Annotated in this window: 18 protein-coding genes; 13 read left to right on the forward strand and 5 right to left on the reverse strand. The window is 68.7% G+C overall.

The window, feature by feature from the left end:
• Positions 1-87 precede the first annotated feature (87 nt).
• A complete protein-coding gene (locus H0B43_RS21705) occupies positions 88-1,239 on the forward strand; it encodes an acyl-CoA dehydrogenase family protein (protein ID WP_185726061.1) in 1,152 nt (383 codons plus the stop codon).
• A gap of 31 nt (positions 1,240-1,270) precedes the next feature.
• On the forward strand, positions 1,271-2,023 hold the full coding sequence (locus H0B43_RS21710) for a GntR family transcriptional regulator (RefSeq protein WP_185726060.1): 753 nt from the start codon (positions 1,271-1,273) through the stop codon (positions 2,021-2,023).
• A gap of 11 nt (positions 2,024-2,034) precedes the next feature.
• Here the strand turns inward: H0B43_RS21710 and H0B43_RS21715 are convergent, their stop codons facing one another.
• Positions 2,035-2,169 (reverse strand): winged helix-turn-helix transcriptional regulator, encoded by a 135-nt coding sequence (locus H0B43_RS21715; protein WP_397517453.1) that lies wholly within the window; start codon positions 2,167-2,169, stop codon positions 2,035-2,037.
• Between the two features lie 85 nt (positions 2,170-2,254).
• Positions 2,255-3,397, reverse strand: coding sequence for a beta-mannosidase (locus H0B43_RS21720; RefSeq protein ID WP_185726059.1), 1,143 nt, complete (start codon positions 3,395-3,397; stop codon positions 2,255-2,257).
• A gap of 169 nt (positions 3,398-3,566) precedes the next feature.
• On the opposite strand from H0B43_RS21720, the gene H0B43_RS21725 reads away from it, so the two are divergent.
• Positions 3,567-8,045 carry an AAA domain-containing protein gene (locus tag H0B43_RS21725; protein WP_185726058.1) on the forward strand — a complete coding sequence of 1,493 codons (4,479 nt, stop codon included), beginning with the start codon at positions 3,567-3,569 and terminating at the stop codon, positions 8,043-8,045.
• Positions 8,046-8,066: 21 nt separating this feature from the next.
• Here H0B43_RS21725 and paaI read toward each other — a convergent pair whose 3' ends face one another.
• From paaI to paaZ, 3 genes are read right to left on the reverse strand one after another with little or no spacing between them, the layout of a single operon-like run.
• Positions 8,067-8,489 (reverse strand): hydroxyphenylacetyl-CoA thioesterase PaaI, encoded by a 423-nt coding sequence (gene paaI, locus H0B43_RS21730; protein ID WP_185726057.1) that lies wholly within the window; start codon positions 8,487-8,489, stop codon positions 8,067-8,069.
• A 7-nt stretch (positions 8,490-8,496) separates the two neighbouring features.
• On the reverse strand, positions 8,497-8,814 hold the full coding sequence (locus tag H0B43_RS21735; protein WP_185726056.1) for an EthD family reductase: 318 nt from the start codon (positions 8,812-8,814) through the stop codon (positions 8,497-8,499).
• Positions 8,811-10,850 carry a phenylacetic acid degradation bifunctional protein PaaZ gene (gene paaZ / locus H0B43_RS21740; RefSeq protein ID WP_185726055.1) on the reverse strand — a complete coding sequence of 680 codons (2,040 nt, stop codon included), beginning with the start codon at positions 10,848-10,850 and terminating at the stop codon, positions 8,811-8,813. Before paaZ ends, H0B43_RS21735 begins: the two co-directional genes overlap by 4 nt.
• Before the next feature lie 159 nt (positions 10,851-11,009).
• On the opposite strand from paaZ, the gene H0B43_RS21745 reads away from it, so the two are divergent.
• The 10 genes from H0B43_RS21745 to paaK all read left to right on the forward strand — a co-directional run bounded on the left by H0B43_RS21745 (position 11,010) and on the right by paaK (position 19,885).
• The gene (locus tag H0B43_RS21745; protein ID WP_185726054.1) at positions 11,010-12,230 is read left to right on the forward strand and encodes an acetyl-CoA C-acyltransferase; all 1,221 of its coding nucleotides are present in this window, start codon (positions 11,010-11,012) and stop codon (positions 12,228-12,230) included.
• Positions 12,227-12,958 (forward strand): enoyl-CoA hydratase/isomerase family protein, encoded by a 732-nt coding sequence (locus H0B43_RS21750; RefSeq protein ID WP_185726053.1) that lies wholly within the window; start codon positions 12,227-12,229, stop codon positions 12,956-12,958. The genes H0B43_RS21745 and H0B43_RS21750 overlap by 4 nt, the downstream gene beginning before the upstream one ends.
• Entirely contained in the window at positions 12,955-13,809 is an 855-nt protein-coding gene (locus H0B43_RS21755; protein ID WP_185726052.1) for a 3-hydroxyacyl-CoA dehydrogenase family protein, read from the forward strand. Before H0B43_RS21750 ends, H0B43_RS21755 begins: the two co-directional genes overlap by 4 nt.
• Positions 13,810-13,848: 39 nt before the next feature.
• The gene (locus H0B43_RS21760; protein WP_185726051.1) at positions 13,849-14,640 is read left to right on the forward strand and encodes an enoyl-CoA hydratase-related protein; all 792 of its coding nucleotides are present in this window, start codon (positions 13,849-13,851) and stop codon (positions 14,638-14,640) included.
• A gap of 80 nt (positions 14,641-14,720) precedes the next feature.
• Positions 14,721-15,674, forward strand: a complete 954-nt coding sequence (paaA, locus tag H0B43_RS21765) for a 1,2-phenylacetyl-CoA epoxidase subunit PaaA (RefSeq protein ID WP_073362062.1) — start codon at positions 14,721-14,723, stop codon at positions 15,672-15,674.
• The gene (gene paaB, locus H0B43_RS21770; RefSeq protein ID WP_073362060.1) at positions 15,671-15,976 is read left to right on the forward strand and encodes a 1,2-phenylacetyl-CoA epoxidase subunit PaaB; all 306 of its coding nucleotides are present in this window, start codon (positions 15,671-15,673) and stop codon (positions 15,974-15,976) included. Before paaA ends, paaB begins: the two co-directional genes overlap by 4 nt.
• 49 nt (positions 15,977-16,025) lie before the next feature.
• Positions 16,026-16,943 (forward strand): 1,2-phenylacetyl-CoA epoxidase subunit PaaC, encoded by a 918-nt coding sequence (gene paaC, locus H0B43_RS21775; RefSeq protein WP_185726050.1) that lies wholly within the window; start codon positions 16,026-16,028, stop codon positions 16,941-16,943.
• A 1-nt stretch (position 16,944) separates the two neighbouring features.
• Positions 16,945-17,454 (forward strand): 1,2-phenylacetyl-CoA epoxidase subunit PaaD, encoded by a 510-nt coding sequence (gene paaD / locus H0B43_RS21780; protein ID WP_185726049.1) that lies wholly within the window; start codon positions 16,945-16,947, stop codon positions 17,452-17,454.
• A gap of 2 nt (positions 17,455-17,456) precedes the next feature.
• Entirely contained in the window at positions 17,457-18,554 is a 1,098-nt protein-coding gene (gene paaE, locus H0B43_RS21785; RefSeq protein WP_185726048.1) for a 1,2-phenylacetyl-CoA epoxidase subunit PaaE, read from the forward strand.
• Between the two features lie 32 nt (positions 18,555-18,586).
• Entirely contained in the window at positions 18,587-19,885 is a 1,299-nt protein-coding gene (gene paaK, locus H0B43_RS21790; RefSeq protein WP_185726047.1) for a phenylacetate--CoA ligase PaaK, read from the forward strand.
• The last annotated feature ends 1 nt before the right edge of the window (position 19,886 follow it).

The raw sequence follows: 19,886 nt of genomic DNA on the forward strand, positions 1-19,886 counted from the left end.
GTCATGTCAAGACTGATCCTTGACATTGGGCACACATTGTCAGATTCTGGCCGTACAAATGCTGTGCAAAGTGTGAGGTGGAGTTTCATGGGCAGGCTGAACGAAGAAGAGTCGTATCTGGTCGAGACGGTGCGTGCGTTCGTCGACCGCGACGTCAAGCCGACGGTGCAGGCGGTGGAGCACGCCAACGAGTACCCCGAGAAGTGGATCGAGCAGATGAAGCAGATCGGGATCTACGGTCTGGCGGTCCCGGAGGAGTACGGCGGATCGCCGGTGTCGATGCCGTGCTACGCGCAGGTGACGCAGGAATTGGCTCGTGGGTGGATGAGCCTCGCGGGGGCGATGGGCGGGCACACCGTCGTCGCGAAGCTGCTGTCGCTGTACGGCACGGAGGAGCAGAAGCGGCAGTACCTGCCGAAGATGGCGACGGGTGAGATCCGGGCGACGATGGCGTTGACCGAGCCCGGTGGCGGTTCGGATCTGCAGGCCATGTCGACCACCGCGAAGGCGGACGGCGACGATCTGGTGATTTCCGGGGCGAAGACGTGGATTTCCAATGCGCGTCGGTCCGGGTTGATCGCGTTGCTGTGCAAGACCGACCCGCAGGCGACCCCGAAGCATGGGGGGATCTCGATCGTGCTGGTCGAGCACGGTCCCGGGCTGACGGTGTCGCGGGATCTGCCCAAGCTGGGCTACAAGGGTGTGGAGACGTGTGAGTTGTCCTTCGACGGGTACCGCATTCCGGCGACGGCGATCCTCGGCGGGACGCCGGGTAAGGGTTTCGGTCAGATGATGAAGGGGTTGGAGACCGGCCGGATTCAGGTGGCCTGCCGGGCGCTGGGTGTGGCCACGGCGGCGCTCGAGGATTCGCTCGCCTACGCGCAGCAGCGGGAGAGCTTCGGTCAGCCGATCTGGAAGCACCAGTCGATCGGGAACTATCTGGCGGACATGGCGACGAAGCTGACCGCGGCCCGGCAGCTGACCTGGCACGCGGCCGAGCAGTACGACAGCGGCGACCGGTGCGACATGGAGGCGGGGATGGCGAAGCTGTACGCATCCGAGGTGGCGATGGACATCGCCCTCAACGCCGTCCGGATTCACGGTGGTTACGGCTATTCCACCGAGTACGACGTGGAGCGGTACTTCCGGGACGCGCCGCTGATGATCGTCGGTGAGGGCACCAACGAGATCCAGCGGAACGTCATCGTCTCGCAGCTGGTGTCGCGAGGCGGGCTGTAGTCCAGCGACCTGCACGTAGGATCGGTGCGCGATGAACGGTAGGGAACGAGAACGAGAGACGGAGCCGGCGTACCAGCTGGTGTCGCGGCAGCTCCGCGAGCACATTGCGGCGGGCAAGTACCGCGGCGGTATCAAGCTGCCCACCGAATTCGAGCTCGCGGAGCAGCACGGCGTCAGCAGGCAGACCGTCCGCCGCGCGTTCCAGGACCTGGTCGCCGAGGGCATCGTCTACCGGGTTCCGGGGCGCGGGACGTTCGCCGCCGAGTCCGACGGCCGATACCTGCGTCAGCTGGGGTCGATCGAGGATCTGATGAACCTGTCCACGGACACCACCATGGAGGTGGTCTCGCCGCTGCGCCGCCGGGTCGACATCGAGGCCGCAAGCAGACTCCGGCTCGACACCGACCTCGTCCACACGGTCGCGTTCCGGCGGCGCCACGACGACACCCCGTTCGTGTTGACCACCGTGTACCTTCCCGACGAGATCGCCCGTCTCGTCGCCGACGCGCCCGAGATGTCGGCCGGCGCCGTCAGTTCGTATACGATCATCGGTTTGCTGGAGCCGCACCTGCGGAGCCCCATCGTGGAGGCGGCGCAATCGATCACGGTCGCGGCGGCACCCGCGGACGTGGCCCGCGAACTCGGGTGTGCCGAGGGGCATTCGATGCTGCGGGTGGATCGTCTCTACTCGGACGCGGAGGGGCGGACCGTCGAGTTGGCGGTCAGCTACTTCCTGCCCGAGCACTACACCTATCGCGTGACGCTGCGACGCGGCGGACGCTGACAGTCCACGTATTACCCTGAAACCCGCTGCGCCGGAAGGTTTTCTCGCGCCCATTCCGTCAGGGCGGTGAGTGACGGCAGGAGTGCCCGGCCGGCGGGCGTGAGCTCGTAGGCGACCGAGACCGGCGGGCCCGCCTCGTCGAGCACATGAGCGAGGGGAACAAGGAGATCGACGCCGCCCTGCAGGCCGGGTACTTCATCCTCGCCGTGCGCTCGCTGTCACGATCGGGCTCTACGTGTCACCGGGCGTGGTACCTGGACCCCCGCTTCCGAACTGCTCCACCACGTCCCACAGCGGGTCGTCGGGCCCGATGTCGTAGGTGCAGTCGGTGGGCCGGGGGTCCGGGACGAACGCCCACAGGAGCGCCCCGGCCGCACCCGCGTCCTTCTGTCCCTGGATCTTGGTGTCGATGTGCGTTGCCCGGTCCGTGATGGAGGCGCATGATCCGGCGAGTTCGCCGATCTCGCCCATCAGGAGCGGCTTGCCAAGCGCCGCAGCCTGTTCGAGGCGTCGTGCGAGACCGTTCCACTGATCGCCGGGCAAGGGAACGCCGTCGGCGCCGTAGTCGTGATACTGCACGACGTCGACATACGGTGACGCCGAGACGAATTGGTACTCGTCGCCTTGCGTTCCGCACTGGCCACCACCGGTGAATCCCGCCGTGATCAGCGTCCGCGGGTCACGCGCCCGCACGTCGGCGCCCGCCGTGTCGAAGAAGTCGCGCAGCACCTGCGCCGCGTCCGGCTCACACGTGCGTGTCCACCACGAGCACTCGGCGTCGGTGCACGTGCTCGTCTCCGGCTCCCCGACGAGCTCCCACGCCGCGAGCGACGGCGAACCCTGGAACCGGTCGACGGCGGTGCGCATCCACTCCTGAAAGCTCATCAGCGTGCGGGGAGCCCCCGGCGTCATCGTCGTCCAGCCGTCCACGTACCACTGCCGGCCCTTGAACACCCCGTCCTCGCACGCTCCGTCCTGCGGTGCCAGGACCGGGACGAGCATCTGGTCGTGCGCCTCGGCGGCCGCGAACACGGCGTCCATCGGTCCGAAGTCCAATTGCCCGGTGAACCGGTTGATCGCCAGCGCCTGAAAGAGGTTGAACCGGGTCAGCGAGTGCGGTGGCAACGCGGAGAAGTACGAGTCGAGGTCGACCATCGCGCCGCATCCCCAGTTCACCGACCAGTTGGTGGCCAGTTGATACGCGTTGAACCCGGTCGGCCACCACGGCTGCCCGTCGAGCGCGAACCCGTCGGACGAAGCGGTGACCCGGGCGCCCGGCGCCGGCGCGGCAGTCGACACGGTGGCACCCCCCAACACGGTGACGGCGACAGTCGCGATCACCGCTGCCAGCGTCGTGATGCGCGATTGCCTCATGGATCGATGATAGAGACCGCCCGGTACGAACGGCGGCTCATTCGGACCCTCGGGCGACCGTCCAGTCCCCCTGCCAGGGGACGACGCCTCGAACTTCACCCCCTCGACCCGATAGTGTGCACGGCGGGGGCAAGCGCACTTCACCACCGAGAATTCGCAGAGGTTTACATTGTCGAGTCCCGAAACGGACGCCGAGCTCGCTGGCCGCGTCCAGCGCCTGCTGCAGTTCCTGCGCGAGATCGTCAGGGCTCGTACGAAGCCGGTTCTCCGCGTCGACCAGCACGAACAGGTCGAGTGGCTGCACCAGGACGGCCGTACGATCCAACTCGATCCCGACGCCGAGCAGGGCGACATCGTCCTGCGGGTGCCCCTCATCGGCGTCGACGATCCGCCGGACCTACCCACCGTTCTCGCCGGCTGGGTGGACGCGTCGGCCCGCGCCGACAGCTCCCGCACCGACCTCGAGCTGAACGCGTTCGATGCCTACGCCGAGGACTCCGACGAGGAATACGACGTGCGCCGCGCCTACGACGTCCGTCAGGCGTTCGACGTCTACGTGCAGCGGTGGCAGGCGTGGGCGAAGTCCGACCGCGAGCGCCGCCCGCACGCCGATTTGTACCAGTCGTTGCAGTTGATGTTGCAGGAGCTGAACGCGCGCCCCGAGACGATCGAACTCGTCCTCGCGTCCGGTCTGCTGACCCTGTCGGATGCCGGCGACGACGGTGTGCACACCCATCTGGTGACGCAGTCCGCGAGTATCCACCGCGATCCGCGGACCGGTGACCTGCTGGTGCGGCTGATCGCCGGCTCCCGGCCCCGGCTCGAGGACTCCCAGTTGTTCACCGGACTCGGCGTCTACGACAGCGCGCACGCGATGCCGCTGCAGAAGCAATTGCAGGACACCGTCGCGTCGCCGCTCGGCGACGGCGTTCGCGCACTGCTCGCGGAGTGGGCGCCGAAGTCGCTGATGACGCCTGTCACGATTCGGGACGACATCCGGCCTCCCGACGCCGACGTCGACGGCACCGTCACGCTGTCGCCCGCGCTGGTTCTGCGCAAGCGCAGTGCGTTCGCCCTGGTCGAGTATTACGAGCAGATGATCTCCCACCTCGAACGCGACGGCGCTACCGTTCCGCTCGGGCTCGCGCAGCTGGTGGAGGCGATCGAACCGGCCGACCGGCTGGCCTGGCTCGAGCGCACCGGCGCCGCCACCTCGTCGTCGCTCGCCGAGGATCCGCTCTTCCCGCTCCCGGCCAACGCCGAGCAGTCGCAGATCATCGAGCGGCTCGGCGGCGACAGCGGAGTGGTGGTCGAAGGCCCGCCCGGGACGGGGAAGACCCACACGATCGTCAACCTGGTGTCGGCGCTGCTCGCGCGGGGCCAGCGGGTGCTCGTGACGAGCGAGAAGGCGCAGGCGCTCCGGGTGCTGAGGGACAAGCTCCCGCCGGAGATGCAGGAACTGTGCGTGTCGATCACCGACCTGTCCCGCGGCGGTTCCGACGAGCTCACCCGCAGTGTCGCGACGATCGCCGAGCGGAAGTCGTCGTTCAATCCGCACAGCGAGGGCCAGAAGATCGCCGACCTGCGGGCCCAGCGCGACGAGGCCGTGCAGAAGCGGTTCGTCGTGCTCGAGCAGGTGAAGGCGCTGCGCGAGTCCGAGACGTATCACCACGACACGGTCGCGGACGGCTACGAGGGCACCGCCGCCACCATCGTCCGCAAGGTCATGGGTTTGCAGGACGCCTACGAATGGCTCCCCGGGCCGCTGCTGTGCGAGCAGCCGCCCCTCGTCGGCACGGAGGTCGAGACGCTGCGCCGGCTGTGCGTGACGGCGTCGCCCGAGCGTGCGCAGCGGTCGCACCAGACGCTTCCCGCGCTCGACGCCCTGCTGCCCAACCGCGCCGAACTCGAGCGGCTCTGCTCGCGGGCGTCGACCAATGTCCCCATCGACACCCCGCAGTCGGCGCATCTGCTGGAGGTCCTCGGCGGCGTCGACCCGGAGACCGCGTACACCGTGCGCCGGCACTGCAAGGAACTGCAGGCCCGCGCGCACGACGTCCTCGACCTGGACGGCCAGTTCCAGACCCTCGCCGACACGGTCCTCTCCGGCCGGGCGACCCACCTGTGGGGCCGGCTCGACGCCCTGCCCGCGATCGTCGAGGCGGCCGCGGCCGCGGACCGCTATATCGGCGCGCACGACGTCCAGTGCTCCGTCATGACCCGGCCCGCCCTGCAGGCGGTGGGTGCCCTCGCCGTCGCCATGGAATCCGGTGCAGTCGAGTGGAAGACGCGGTTCCGTCGCAGCGAGGAGCAGAAGGCCGTCGAGGAACTCGGCCTCGACGCCGTCGTCGACGGCGTACCCGCGACGACCGCCGCGACGGTGCGGCTCGTGACCGAGCACCTGCGCGCCCACGACGCAGCGCAGACCGCCGCCACGCTGCTGTCCGATCTCCGGATTCCGGTGGACATGAGCGGTTCTCGCGCCGTGCAGGTCGACAGCCTCAACATGATCGTCGGCCGGGTGGCCCGCGTGCGCGCCCTCCTCGTCGCCCGCGACGCCCTCGCCCGTGAACTGTTCGCGCTGTCGCCGAACGCGCCGCGGATCCGCACCCTCGCCGACGCGACCGCGGTGGCCGGGGCGGCGGAGGCCATCACCACCCGCGCCGACGTGGACGATGCGCGGGCCGCACTCGACGCCATCGTGTCCGCCGTGTCCACCGAGGTCGACGCGGGACCGTCGCCGGAAGGCACCGCGCTGGTGGCGGCACTCGACCAGGCCGACAACGCGGCCCTCTCGGACGCTCTCGCCCGGTACTCGATCGCCCGCGTCGAGCAACAGGATCAGCGGCTCTTCGACGAACTGTCCGAACGACTCTCACCGGTCGCCCCCGCCCTGTACGAGTTGGTGCGCAGGACGGCCGCGCTCACCGAGTGGGACGAGATGAGCTGGCAGATGTCGGAGGCCTGGGCGTGGCGCCGCGCCCGCCAATGGGTCACCGAGCAGCACCGCGCCGGCCGCGAGCAGGAACTCGAAGCCGAACTCAACGCCGTCGACGCGGATCTCGCGCATCTGACGGCACGGCTCGCCGCGGCCACCGCCTGGCGCGACTGCCTCGAGCAGTTGACGGCAGATCAGGTCCGGGCGCTGCAGACGTACCGTGAGCACATCTCGAGTATCGGCGCGGGCGCCGGGAAGTACGCCGAGAAGTACCGCAGCGCAGCGCGTTCCGCGATGGGAGAGGCGCAGGGCGCCGTTCCCGCATGGGTGATGCCGCTGCAGCAGGTGCTCGCGTCCATCCCGCCGGTGCCGGGCAGCTTCGACGTCGTCATCGTCGACGAGGCCAGCCAGGCCGACATCACCAACCTGTTCCTGCTGTGGCTGGCGCCGCGCGTGATCGTCGTCGGTGACGACAAACAGTGCGCACCCGCCGACATCCCCACCAACGGCACCCTCGACGACGTGTTCACCCGGCTGGACGCCTACCTGCCGGACCTGCCCGAATACGTCCAGGCCACGCTCACGCCGCGGTCGAGCCTGTTCTCGATCCTGCGCACCAGCTTCGGCCAGGTGGTCCGGCTCCGGGAACACTTCCGTTCGATGCCCGAGATCATCAACTGGTCGAGCACCCAGTTCTACGGCGAACTGCCGCTGGTTCCGGTCCGGCAGTTCGGTGCGGACCGGCTTCCGCCGCTGAAACATACGTACGTATCCGGCGCCACCGTGTCGGGTAAGGACGCGACTCTCACCAACCACGTCGAGGCCGCCGCCCTCGTCGACCAGCTCATCGAATGCCTCGTCGACCCCCGGTACGACGGCAAGACGTTCGGAATCGTCGTGCTGCAGGGGCAGTCCCAGGTCGACGCCATCCGCACCGAACTCGTCAAGCGGATCGGCATCGAGCAGTGGGAGCAGCGGCGACTGCGGGTCGGGACGCCACCGGACTTCCAGGGCGACGAACGGAGCGTCGTCTTCCTGTCGATGGTCGTGGCGCCCGAGCAGAACTTCGCACCGCTGACGGCGAACCAGTACAAGCGGCGATTCAACGTCGCGGCGTCGCGGGCGCAGGATCAGCTGTGGCTGTTCCACTCCGTGACCGTCGACGAACTGAAGCGGGCCGATCTACGCAACTCCCTGCTCGGTTACATGATGTCGACATCGCCGGCCCCGGCCGACCCGATGCCGCGGGACGTCGACCGCGACGTGCGGATCCCGCCGTTCGACAACCTGCTCGAGCAGCGGGTGTTCAACGACATCGCCGAACGCGGCTATCACGTCAATTCGCAGGTCGAGGTGAACAATCGGCGCATCGATCTCGTCGTCACCGGCGGCACCATGCGACTGGCGGTCGAATGCGACGGCGACGCCTTCTCGACCACCCCGGAGCAGCGGATCGCGGACCTCGAACGCGAGCAGGAACTCAAGCGCTGCGGCTGGACGTTCTGGCGGGTCCGCGAATCGGAGTACTACCTCGACCCGAAGGCCGCGCTGTCGAGTCTGTGGGACACGTTGGACAACCTGGGAATCGCGCCGCACGCGGTCGACCACGCCATGGCCATCGAGGCCGCCGCCGCCGAACGGGCGGCACGCGACGCGGCCACACCCGAACACGGGAAGCACGCCGCCCCCATTGGTGCTGCGCACCCGTGAGTACTTGTCAACGTCCCGCGGTCAATGAGTACTCACGGGCCGAAGGCATCGACTGTCGCCACGGAATTCGGCGACGACGTCGTCGCCGCGGCGGACGGTGACGTCGTAGAGGCCGTTGCGCCCGTAGCGGGCGCGTTCCACGGCCTCGGCGACGAGCGTGTCGCCGAGACGGGTGGACGCGAGGAACCGGATGTCGGCGCGGGCGGCGACGGCGGGCAGGTCGTATCCGTTGCACGCCATGGCGAATGCCGTGTCGGCGAGGGTGAAGACGAAACCGCCGTGGGTGATGCCGTGCCCGTTGACCATCGTCTCACCGACGACCATCGACGCGACCGCGTGGCCGGGGCGGAGTTCGAGGATCTGGATGCCCAGCGCCTGTGATGCGGTGTCGGCCTCGAACATCTCCCGTGCGATACGGCACTCTGCGGACGCGTCGACAGTCATGGTTCTCCTACTGGTTGTAGACGGATTCTTCTTCTTGGACGTACATGGTGACGCCGCCGGTGGCGAAGTTGTGGACGTCCTTTCCCGCCTGCTTCATCTCTTCGGACTGCAGCCCGGACTTCATGGTGTCGGCGTCGGGGAAGTACAGGCTCGCGACGGCGTAGTACGGCGGCGTTCCGCCGTCGAGTGCGCTGCACTTGCCCCAGGTGAAGTCGGACAGGCCGGGGATCTTCCGTGCCAGCGGCATGTGGGTGTCGCGGTAGTAGGCGTCGAACGCCTCGGTGTCATCGGGCTGGCCGTAACAGACGGCGACCTTGAAACTCATGCGTTGTCTCCTTTGGTGACGAGGGTGAGGACGTCGTACGTGGCGACGGGATCGCCGTCCTGGTTGACGACGACTGCATCCCAGCGCACCTCACCGTAGTCCGCGCTGCTGCGCGGGGTGATGAGCTTGGCGGTGAGGGTGACGGTGAGGCTGTCGTCGGCCTTCACCGGGGTGAGGAACCGCAGGTTGTCGACGCCGAAGTTGGCGAGCACCGGACCGGGTGCGGGGTCGACGAACAGGCCGGCCGCGAGCGAGACCACCAGGTACCCGTGCGCGACGATGCCACCGAACAGCGGGTTGGCGGCGGCCGCCTCGGGGTCGGTGTGGGCGTAGAACGTGTCGCCGGTGAACTCGGCGAAGTGGTCGATGTCCGCCCGGGTGACCTGACGTGGACCGCCGACGATGGTGTCGCCGATCCGCAGCTCGGCGAGGTTCTTCCGGAACGGGTGCACACCGTCGTCGTGACGCTGTGCCCCGGTCACCCACTTGTTCCCGACCGCGGTCAGGATGTCGGGGGTGGCCTGGACCGCGGTGCGCTGCATGTGGTGCAGGATGCCGCGGATGCCGCCGAGTTCTTCGCCGCCGCCTGCGCGTCCGGGGCCGCCGTGCACGAGGACGGGCAGCGGTGAGCCGTGGCCGGTGGATTCCTTCGCGTCGTCGCGGTTGAGGACGAGGACGCGGCCGTGGAACGGGGCGAGTCCGAGGACGACGGCGCGGGCGAGTGCGGGATCGCGGGTGACGAGGGAGGCGACGAGGCTGCCCTTGCCGCGGGCGGCGAGTTCGATCACCTCGTCGGTGTCGTCGTATCCGATGACGGTGCTGACGGGGCCGAAGGCCTCGATGTCGTGGGGTTCGGTGGCGTCCTTGTCGTCGGAGCGCAGCAGGATCGGCGGCAGGAACGCACCGGTGGCCTTGTCGGCGCCGACGACCGCGAAGTTGTCGGGGTCGCCGACGACGATCTGCGCCGACTTGGTGAGCCCGCGAAGCGACTTCAGCACCTCGTCGCGCTGTTCGAGGCTGGCGAGCGCACCCATCGTGACACCCTCCGCGTCGGGGGCGCCGACCACGACGCGCGAGAGCCGGGTTTCGACGGCGGCGATGACGTCGTCCATCATCGCGGTGGGCACGAAGGCGCGGCGGATGGCGGTGCACTTCTGACCGGCTTTCACCGTCATCTCGGTGACGAGTTGCTTGACGTAGAGATCGAATTCGTCGCTGCCGGGTTCGACGTCGGAGCCGAGGATGGACGCGTTGAGCGAGTCGGCCTCGGCGTTGAAGTGCACACCCTCGCCGACGACGTTCGGATGCGCCCGTAGGGTCGCGGCGGTGTCGGCGGATCCGGTGAACGCCACGGAGTCCTGCCCGCCGAGGTGGTCGAGCAGCCCGCGGGCACTCCCGGACAGCAGCTGGACCGACCCCTCGGGCAGCAGCCCGGATTCGATGATGCGACGGAACACGAGTTCGGTGAGGTACGCCGACTGGCTCGCGGGCTTGACGATCGACGGGACGCCGGCGATGAACGCGGGCGCGAGCTTCTCCAGGAAGCCCCACACGGGGAAGTTGAACGCGTTGATCTGGACGGCCACGCCGCGGCGGGACGTGTAGACGTGCTGGCCGAGGAAGGTGCCCTTCTTGCCCAGCTGCTCGAGCGCACCGTCGAGGTAGACGGTGTCGTTGGGCAGTTCGCGCCGGGCCTTGCTCGCGTAGCTGAGGAGGGTGCCGAAGCCGCCGTCGATGTCGACGCCGGAGTCGCGTTTGGTGGCGCCGGTCGACGTGGAGAGGGCGTAGAACTCGTCCTTTCCGGCCATGAGCGTCAGAGCGAGCGCCTTGAGTGCGGCGGCGCGCTCGTGGAAGGTCAGCTTCGCCAGCGCCGGTCCGCCCACCTCGCGGGCGTAGGTCACCATCTCGCCGAGGTCGAGGCCGGTCGCGGAGATCCGCGCCACCTCGGAGCCGTCGACAGCGCTCAGCAGCGGCGTTCCCTCGTCGGGCGCGGTGTACCAGCGTCCGGCAGCGTAGCTTTCCAGTAACTTGCTCACGACAACTCCATTTCACCGTACGTTCGGTCGGTTAACAGGATCGTCTTAGTAGTCGCTGGTTGTCAAGGTCGGATCGTAGAAACCCGACCACTACCTCCCCTTGCGTACCGACCGAAGATTCGGTTATTAATAGACGGTACCCCCGTGAAGGAGAAGACTGTGGCCGAAGTGTTTCTGGTGGACGGAGCCCGTACCCCGCAGGGTCGGTACGGCGGAGCGCTCGCAGGAGTACGCCCCGACGACCTCGCGGGTCTCGTCGTGGCCGAGGCCGCCCGCCGGGCCGGTATCCCGGGCGAGGCCGTCGACGAGGTGATCCTCGGCGCCGCCAACCAGGCCGGTGAGGACAACCGCGACGTCGCCCGCATGGCCGTGCTGCTCGCGGGTCTGCCCGACAGCGTCCCCGGCTACACGGTGAACCGGCTGTGCGCGAGCGGTCTGACCGCGGTCGCGTCCGCCGCGCACACCATCCGCGGCGGGGAGGCCGACATCGTGATCGCGGGCGGCGTCGAGTCGATGACCCGCGCGCCGTGGGTGATGGCCAAGCCGGGCACCCCGTGGGCGCGCCCGGGGGAGGTGGCCGACACCTCGCTGGGTTGGCGCTTCACGAACCCGCGGTTCACCGCCGCCGACCGCGACGTTCCGGCCGGTGCCGGACCGGACGTGCGCAAGGTGACGCTGTCGATGGGCGAGACGGCCGAGGAGGTCGCGGCGCTCGAGGGCATCACCCGTGCCGAGAGCGACGCGTTCGCGCTGCGCAGCCAGGAGCGGGCGATCGCGGCGGTCGACGCGGGCCGCTTCGAGCGTGAGATCGTCGCCGTGCCGCTGAAGGACGGCGAGCTGACCGCCGACGAAACTCCGCGTCGAGGAACCACTCTGGAGAAGCTGGGCAAGCTGAAGCCGGTGTTCCGCACCGGTGGCATCGTGACCGCCGGATCGTCGTCGTCGCTGTCGGACGGCGCCGCGGCCCTGGTCGTCGCGAGCGAGGCGGCGGTGGAGAAGTACGGACTCACCGTGCGTGGCCGCATCGTCACCAGCGCGAGCGCGGGCATCGCCCCGAACGTGATGGGCCTGGGTCCGGTCCCGGCCACCCGGAAGGCGCTGGCCCGGGCCAACTGGTCCGTCTCCGACCTCGGCGCCGCCGAACTCAACGAGGCCTTCGCGGCGCAGTCGCTCGGGGTGATCCGGCAGCTGAAACTCGACGAGTCGATCGTCAACGCGGACGGCGGCGCCATCGCCCTCGGCCATCCGCTGGGCTGCTCGGGTGCGCGGATCCTGCTGACGTTGCTCGGCCGGATGGAGCGCGAGGGCGCTCGCCGCGGGCTGGCCACGCTGTGCGTGGGCGTCGGCCAGGGCGTCGCGATGCTGATCGAGGCGCCGTGAACACGCTGAAGATCGAGGACCGCGACGACCGGATGGTCGTCATGCTGCACCGGCCCGCGCAGCGCAACGCGATCAACGCGGAGATGATCGCCGAACTGCACGAGGTGTGTGCTGCGCTCGAGGCCACGCCCAAGCCGCTGCTGCTGACCGGTGAGGGTGAGCATTTCGCGGGCGGCGCCGACATCGGCGAACTGCGCGAGCGCGGCCGCGACGAGGCGTTCGCCGGGATCAACCGCACCTTGTTCGACCGCATCGCGAAGCTGTCGCTGCCCACGGTCGCCGCGGTGAGCGGGTACGCGCTCGGCGGCGGCGCCGAACTGTCCTACGCCTGCGACCTGCGCATCGCCACCGAGACCGCGGTGTTCGGGAACCCCGAGCCCGGTCTGGGCATCATGGCGGCGGCGGGCGCGAGCTACCGGCTGCCCGAACTGATCGGCACGTCCGTCGCCAAGCAGGTACTGCTCGGCGGGCGGAACCTCGACGCCGCCACGGCACTGCGCTGCGGGCTCGTGATGGACGTCGTCGCCCCCGGCGAGCACGTCGCCGCGGCCCACAAGGTGATCGACCGCATCACCCGGTCCGCGCCACTGGCACTGAAGCTGACCAAGATCATCGTCGACGCCCCGGGCTCGCACCCGTTCGCCGACGACATCGCCCAGGCGGTGCTGTTCGAGAGCAGTGACAAACACGACCGCATGACTGCCTTTCTGGAGACGAAGAAGAAATGACGAGCACAGCACCGAAGAACGTCGGCGTGGTCGGTGGCGGCCGGATGGGCGCGGGCATCGCGCAGGTCTTCGCCGCCCTCGGGTCCGTTGTCACCATCGCGGAGAGCGGCGACCGGGAGGCGGCCCTGCAGCGGGTGTCCGACGGGCTCGACCGTGCGCACGAGCGCGGCAAGCTCGGCGGCGCCGACCCCGCGACCGTTCTGGGCCGGGTGTCGACGGTGGCCGCACCCGATGCGCTGCCGACCGGCCTCGACCTCGTCGTCGAGGCCGTCCCGGAGATGGTCGACCTGAAGCTGGCTGTGCTGTCGGTGGTGGAGAAGACCGTGTCGCCGGCCACCGTGATCGCTACCAACACGAGCTCGATCTCCATCGCCGAACTCGGTGCCGCGCTCAGCGACCCGGCCCGGCTGATCGGGATGCATTTCTTCAACCCGGTCCCGGCGTCGACGCTCGTGGAGATCGTGCGCGCTCCCGCCACCGACGCCGCGGTGGTCGAGAAGGTGCGCGAGTGGGTGACGCAGCTCGGCAAGACCGAGGTGCTGGTCAACGATTCCCCGGGTTTCGCGACCAGCCGGCTCGGGGTGTGTCTCGGGCTCGAGGCCATCCGGATGCTCGAGGAGGGCGTCGCGGACGCCGAATCGATCGACCGGGCAATGGAACTGGGCTACCGGCACCCGATGGGTCCGCTGCGATCCACCGACCTGGTGGGACTCGACGTCCGGCTCGCGATCGCCGAGCACCTCGCGAAGACGCTCGGCGACCGGTTCGCGCCGCCCGCGCTGCTGCGGGAGAAGGTCGCGAACGGCGAACTCGGCCGCAAGAGCGGCCAAGGCTTCTACACCTGGTCCTGAGCGGCCACGCACACCACAACCAGCAGGAGGCACATTCTCATGAGCACTGACGACGTGGTCGGACTTTCCGTGGACGCGGGACTGGCCACCCTCACCCTGAGCCGTGCGGGCGCGTCCAACGCCCTGGACCGGGCGGTGAAGGAACAACTGCTGGCCGCGCTGGAGAAGGTGGCCGCCGACGACGCCGTGCGTGCCCTGCTGCTGCGGGCGGACGGGAAGAACTTCTGCGTCGGCCAGGACCTCGCCGAGCACGTGGCCGGGCTCGAGGCCGACCCCGCGCACGCCATGGACACCGTCGCCGAGCACTACAACCCGCTGCTGCGCGCCCTGGCCGGGATCCGCGTGCCGGTGATCGTCGCGATCAACGGGGCGTGCGTCGGGGCGGGCCTCGGCATCGCCCTGGCCGGGGACATCCGGATCGCCGGCGAGGGTGCGAAGTTCGCGACCGCGTTCACCGGCATCGCCCTGGCCGGCGATTCCGGGCTGAGCCACACGCTCGTCGAGGCGCTGGGTCCGAGCCGCGCGGCGGGACTGATGATGCTCGGCGACCGGTTCACGGCCGCGCAGGCGCTCGACTGGGGTCTGGTGCACCGGGTGGTGCCCGACGCCGAACTCGGGGAGGCGGCCGCCGCCCTGGCGCGGACGCTCGCGGACGGGCCCACCGCCGCCTACACGCAGGTCAAGGCGCTGGTCTCGGCCGCGTCCACCGGGCTGTCCGACGCCCTCGAGCGTGAGCGGGTGGCGGCGGAGGAGCTGGGGCAGTCGCGCGACCACCGGGCCGCCGTCGACGCGTTCCTGGCCAAGCGCACGCCCACCTTCGAAGGGCGCTGATCCACCTTCCGCACTTGTGCCGCGTGCCACAACCATGCATACTTGGACCAACCGATCATTCGGTAATAGAGGTAGGACATATGACCACGTCACACGCTTCGGATGACCTCCAAACATTGTTCGATGACACCATTGCCGCCGAACAGAGGGTCGAGCCCCGGGACTGGATGCCCGACGGTTACCGCAAGACGCTGATCCGGCAGATCGCGCAGCACGCGCACTCGGAGATCATCGGCATGCAGCCGGAAGGAAACTGGCTCACCCGTGCGCCGTCGCTGCGCCGCAAGGCGATCCTCATGGCGAAGGTGCAGGACGAGGCCGGACACGGCCTGTACCTGTACTCGGCCGCCGAGACGCTCGGCGCCGACCGCGCCGACCTCACCGAGAAGCTGATCGAAGGCCGGCAGAAGTACTCCTCGATCTTCAACTACCCGACGCTCACCTACGCCGACGTCGGAGTCATCGGCTGGCTCGTCGACGGTGCCGCGATCTGCAACCAGGTGCCGTTGTGCCGCAGCTCCTTCGGGCCCTACGCGCGGGCGATGATCCGGGTGTGCAAGGAGGAGTCGTTCCACCAGCGTCAGGGTTTCGAGCTGCTGATGACGATGATGCGCGGCACCGACGCCCAGCGCGAGATGGTGCAGGAGTCGGTGAACCGCTGGTGGTGGCCGGCGCTGATGATGTTCGGACCGCCGGACGACCAGTCGCCGAATTCCGAGCAGTCGATGAAGTGGGGCATCAAGCGGCACACCAACGACGAACTCCGTCAGCGGTTCGTCGACATGTCCATTCCGCAGGCCGAGGTCCTCGGCGTGACGTTCCCGGATCCCGACCTGAAGTGGAACGCCGAGCGCGGCGCTCACGATTTCGGTGAACCCGACTGGAGCGAATTCATGCAGGTGATCAAGGGCAATGGCGCGTCGAGCGTCGAGCGCGTCGCCAACCGGCGCGCGGCACACGAGAACGGGGCGTGGGTGCGCGAGGCCGCGACGGCCTTCGCCCGCCGCGAGAGCAACAAGGAGAACGCACGATGAGCACGGACGACACCGCGGTGCGCGCGGACTGGCCCCTGTACGAGGTGTTCCTGCGGGGCAAGCGCGGACTCAACCACGTTCACGTCGGATCCCTGCACGCCGCCGACGACGAGATGGCCGTCCGGCACGCCCGCGACGTCTACACCCGCCGCAACGAGGGTGTGAGCATCTGGGTGGTGCGGTCGTCCGCGATCGTGGCGTCGAGCCCGTCGGAGAAGGACCCCTTCTTCGCGCCCAGCGGCGACAAGGTGTACCGGCACCCCACGTTCTACGAGATCCCCGACAACGTTCCCCACATGTGATCCGGCCCCAACCTTTTCGCAGGCCGACGAGACTTCCGAGGATGTACCGATGACCGACCACGACAATGCCTACGAAGGCCTCGTCGACGAAGACAGCCACGGCCAGTGGGCGTTCGGCACCAGCTTCGACGACCCCCTGGCCGGCGTCGACACCACGGTTCCGGGTGACGTCGACCTCGCCGCCCTGGCCGGTTACTGCCTGATGCTCGGCGACGACGCGCTGATCAGCTCGCAGCGTCTCGCCGAATGGAGCACCCGCGCACCGGAACTCGAGGAGGAGGTGGCGCTCGCGAACGTCGGACTCGACCTGCTCGGGCAGGCGCGACTGCTGCTCGCCCGCGCCGCGGCCGCCGACGAGTCCGTGGTGCCGTTCATTTCGGACACGAGTCCGATTCCCGCCGAGGACGCACTCGCGTTCTTCCGGGACGAGAATCAGTTCCGCAACACCCGGCTGGCCGAACTCGGCAACGGAGACTTCGCGCAGTCGATCACCCGGATGCTGGTGTTCTCCACGTGGCGGCTCGCCCTGTTCGACCGGTTGCGCACCTCCCGTGACCCGGTGCTCGCGGCCGTCGCGGTGAAGGGTGTCAAGGAACTGACGTACCACCGCGACTACGCCGCCCGGTGGGCGGTGACCCTCGGGTGCGGTACGGCGGAGTCGAAGTCCCGGATGGAGGCTGCGCTGGCCCACGTGTGGCCGTACGTCGAGGAACTGTTCACCCCGACCACCGAGGAACTCGCGCTCGCCGCGGTCGGTGTGGGTGTCGACCCGCGGGACGTGCGCGCCGAGTTCGACAGCGTGCTCGAGCAGGTGGTGCACGCCGCCGAACTGACAGCCCCGACCGGCCGGACCGTCGGCACCGTCGGCGGCCGGGCCGGACGCCAGGGGCTGCACACCGAGGCCCTCGGACTCTTGCTCGCCGAGATGCAGAGCGTGGCGCGGGCCCATCCGGAAGGAGTGTGGTGACATGACCACCGCAGTGCGCAGCGACGCCCGCCGCCTCGCCGAGGCCGTGCTGGACCCCGAGATGCCGATGCTCACGCTCGCCGACCTGGGCGTCCTGCGCGACGTCGAGGAGAACGCCGACGGGTCGGTGGTCGTGACGATCACCCCCACCTACTCCGGGTGCCCCGCGATGGCCACCATGCGCGACGACATCGAGCACACCCTGCAGGACGCCGGATACATGGCTGTCGAGGTCAAGACCGTCCTGTCGCCGCCGTGGAGCACCGACTGGATCAGCGAGAACGGTCTGCGCAAACTCCGGGAGAGCGGCTACTCGACCCCCGGGCCCGCCCCGCTGCGCACGTCCGGTCCCGTTCCGTTGACGCTGACCGTCCGGCCTCGGGCGGTCACGTGCCCGGTGTGCCATTCGGCGAACACCCGTCTCGACTCGGAATTCGGGCCCACTCTCTGCAAGGCGCTGTACCGGTGCCTCGACTGCCTCGAACCCTTCGATCACGTGAAGGAAATCTGATCATGACCACAGCGGTCTCCTCGAAACCCGGTGCGGCGTACCGCAACAGGGCGTTCCACACTCTCACCGTCGCCGATGTCGAATCCCTGTGTGACGACGCGGTCGCGGTCACGTTCGACGTCCCGGCCGAGCTCGCCGACGAGTTCGCGTTCGGCCCCGGACAGTCGCTCACCTTGCGGCGCACCGTCGACGGTGTCGAACACCGCCGCTCCTACTCCATCTGCGCGCCGGCCGGTTCCGCGCCGCGGGTGGGGGTGCGGATGGTGTCCGACGGGCTGTTCTCCACCTGGCTCGTGAACCAGGTGCGCCCCGGCGACCGGATCGACGTGCAGGGCCCGAGCGGAACGTTCGTCGCCGATCCCGCCGCGGGAGGCCGCCACGTGCTGATCGCCGCCGGGTCGGGCATCACCCCGATGCTGTCGATCGCCGCGTCGGTCCTCGCCAACCCCGAGGCCGAAGTCGTTCTGCTGTACGGCAACCGGCGAATCCGGTCGGTGATGTTCGCCGAGGAGATCGCCGACCTCAAGGACATGTACGGGTCGCGGTTCGACGTCATCCACGTCCTCTCCCGCGAGCCGCGTGAGGTCGAACTGTTCACCGGCCGCCTCGACGCCGACCGGTTGCGGGCCATCTTCACGTCCATCGTGCCGTTCGTTGATATCGACCATTTCTGGCTGTGCGGACCGTTCGGCATGGTCACCGACGCCGAAACCGTTCTCGGTGAACTGCAGATCGACAAGAAGCGCGTCCATCACGAACTGTTCTTCGTCGACGACGTCCCCCCGCCGATGGAAACCCACCGCGAACCCGGCGTCACCGGGCCGAGCAGCGAGGTCACCCTGGTCCTGGACGGCCGCTCGACCACCGCGACGCTGCCGCAGGACGAGTCGATCCTCGACGCCGCCGAGAAGTACCGCTCCGACCTCCCATTCGCCTGCAAGGGCGGCGTCTGCGGCACCTGCCGCGCCAAAATCACCTGCGGTGACGTGGACATGCGCCGCAACTACGCGCTCGAGGACTACGAGGTCGACTCCGGCTTCGTGCTGACGTGCCAGACCTTCCCGGTCAGCGACACCGTGACCGTCGATTTCGACGCCTGACCATACCCAGCCCGCCCACCCCGGAGACTAGAATGACCAGTATCGCCACCCCCTCGCAGGACATCGAGTTCGCCACGCGCGACCGGATCTCGACGCTGCAGCTCGAACGCCTGCAGTGGTCACTTCTCCACGCGTACAGCAACGTTCCGCATTACCGGAAGGCGTTCGACGACGCCGGTGTGCACCCGAGCGATCTGAAGGACCTGTCGGATCTGGCGAAGTTCCCGTTCACCGCGAAGGCGGACCTGCGGGCCAACTACCCGTTCGGGATGTTCGCGGTGCCGCAGGAGCAGGTCTCCCGCATCCACGCATCCTCCGGCACCACGGGCCGCCCGACGGTGGTCGGGTACACGGCGAACGACATCAGCAACTGGGCCGACCTGATCGCGCGGAGTCTGCGGGCGGGTGGGGTGAAGCCGACGGACAAGGTGCACGTCGCGTACGGGTACGGCCTGTTCACCGGCGGCCTCGGCGCGCACTACGGCGCGGAACGGCTGGGCTGCACGGTGATCCCGATGTCCGGGGGCATGACCGACCGCCAGATCCAGCTGATCGAGGACTTCGAACCGGACGCGATCATGGTGACGCCGTCGTACATGCTGACGATCGTCGACGCGATGGTCAAGAAGGGCATCGATCCGTCGAAGACGTCGTTGCGGACCGGGGTGTTCGGGGCGGAGCCGTGGACCGAGGAGATGCGCACCGAACTCGAGAAGCAGTTGAACATGGACGCCGTCGACATCTACGGACTGTCCGAGGTGATGGGTCCGGGCGTGGCGATGGAATGCGTCGAGACGAAGGACGGCCTGCACATCTGGGAAGACCACTTCTACCCGGAGATCGTCGACCCGGTCACCGGGGAGGTGCTGCCCGACGGCGCGGAGGGTGAACTCGTCTTCACGTCGCTCACCAAGGAAGCGATGCCGATCATCCGGTACCGCACCCGGGACCTGACCCGGTTGCTGCCGGGGACGGCGCGGTCGGTGCGTCGGATGCAGAAGGTCACCGGGCGCACCGACGACATGATCATCCTGCGCGGGGTGAATCTGTTCCCCACCCAGATCGAGGAACTGATCCTCACCGTGTCGGCACTGGCCCCGCAGTTCCAGTGCGTCCTCGACCGCCCCGGTAGGATGGACGAACTGACCGTACGAGTCGAAGCCCGTCCCGACGCGTCCGCCACCGACCATCCGCGTTCCGCCGCCGAACTCCAGAAGCTGGTCAAGAACCGCATCGGAGTGAGCGTGAAGGTGGATGTGGTGGCGCCCGGCGCACTGGAGCGTTCGATCGGCAAGGCACGGCGACTGATCGACAACCGCTCCGCTCTGTGAG

Source organism: Rhodococcus sp. 4CII (assembly GCF_014256275.1).
GTDB classification, from domain to species: Bacteria; Actinomycetota; Actinomycetes; order Mycobacteriales; family Mycobacteriaceae; genus Rhodococcus_F; species Rhodococcus_F wratislaviensis_A.

Bases quoted from the DNA above. Each gene is read 5' to 3' on its own strand.
- H0B43_RS21760 (WP_185726051.1), top strand. From the start codon at position 13,849: ATGAGCACTGACGACGTGGTCGGACTTTCCGTGGACGCGGGACTGGCC.
- paaB (WP_073362060.1), top strand. From the start codon at position 15,671: ATGAGCACGGACGACACCGCGGTGCGCGCGGACTGGCCCCTGTACGAG.
- paaI (WP_185726057.1), bottom strand. From the start codon at position 8,489: ATGACTGTCGACGCGTCCGCAGAGTGCCGTATCGCACGGGAGATGTTC.
- paaA (WP_073362062.1), top strand. From the start codon at position 14,721: ATGACCACGTCACACGCTTCGGATGACCTCCAAACATTGTTCGATGAC.
- paaD (WP_185726049.1), top strand. From the start codon at position 16,945: ATGACCACCGCAGTGCGCAGCGACGCCCGCCGCCTCGCCGAGGCCGTG.
- H0B43_RS21705 (WP_185726061.1), top strand. From the start codon at position 88: ATGGGCAGGCTGAACGAAGAAGAGTCGTATCTGGTCGAGACGGTGCGT.
- paaK (WP_185726047.1), top strand. From the start codon at position 18,587: ATGACCAGTATCGCCACCCCCTCGCAGGACATCGAGTTCGCCACGCGC.
- paaC (WP_185726050.1), top strand. From the start codon at position 16,026: ATGACCGACCACGACAATGCCTACGAAGGCCTCGTCGACGAAGACAGC.
- H0B43_RS21755 (WP_185726052.1), top strand. From the start codon at position 12,955: ATGACGAGCACAGCACCGAAGAACGTCGGCGTGGTCGGTGGCGGCCGG.
- H0B43_RS21735 (WP_185726056.1), bottom strand. From the start codon at position 8,814: ATGAGTTTCAAGGTCGCCGTCTGTTACGGCCAGCCCGATGACACCGAG.
- paaE (WP_185726048.1), top strand. From the start codon at position 17,457: ATGACCACAGCGGTCTCCTCGAAACCCGGTGCGGCGTACCGCAACAGG.
- H0B43_RS21720 (WP_185726059.1), bottom strand. From the start codon at position 3,397: ATGAGGCAATCGCGCATCACGACGCTGGCAGCGGTGATCGCGACTGTC.
- H0B43_RS21710 (WP_185726060.1), top strand. From the start codon at position 1,271: ATGAACGGTAGGGAACGAGAACGAGAGACGGAGCCGGCGTACCAGCTG.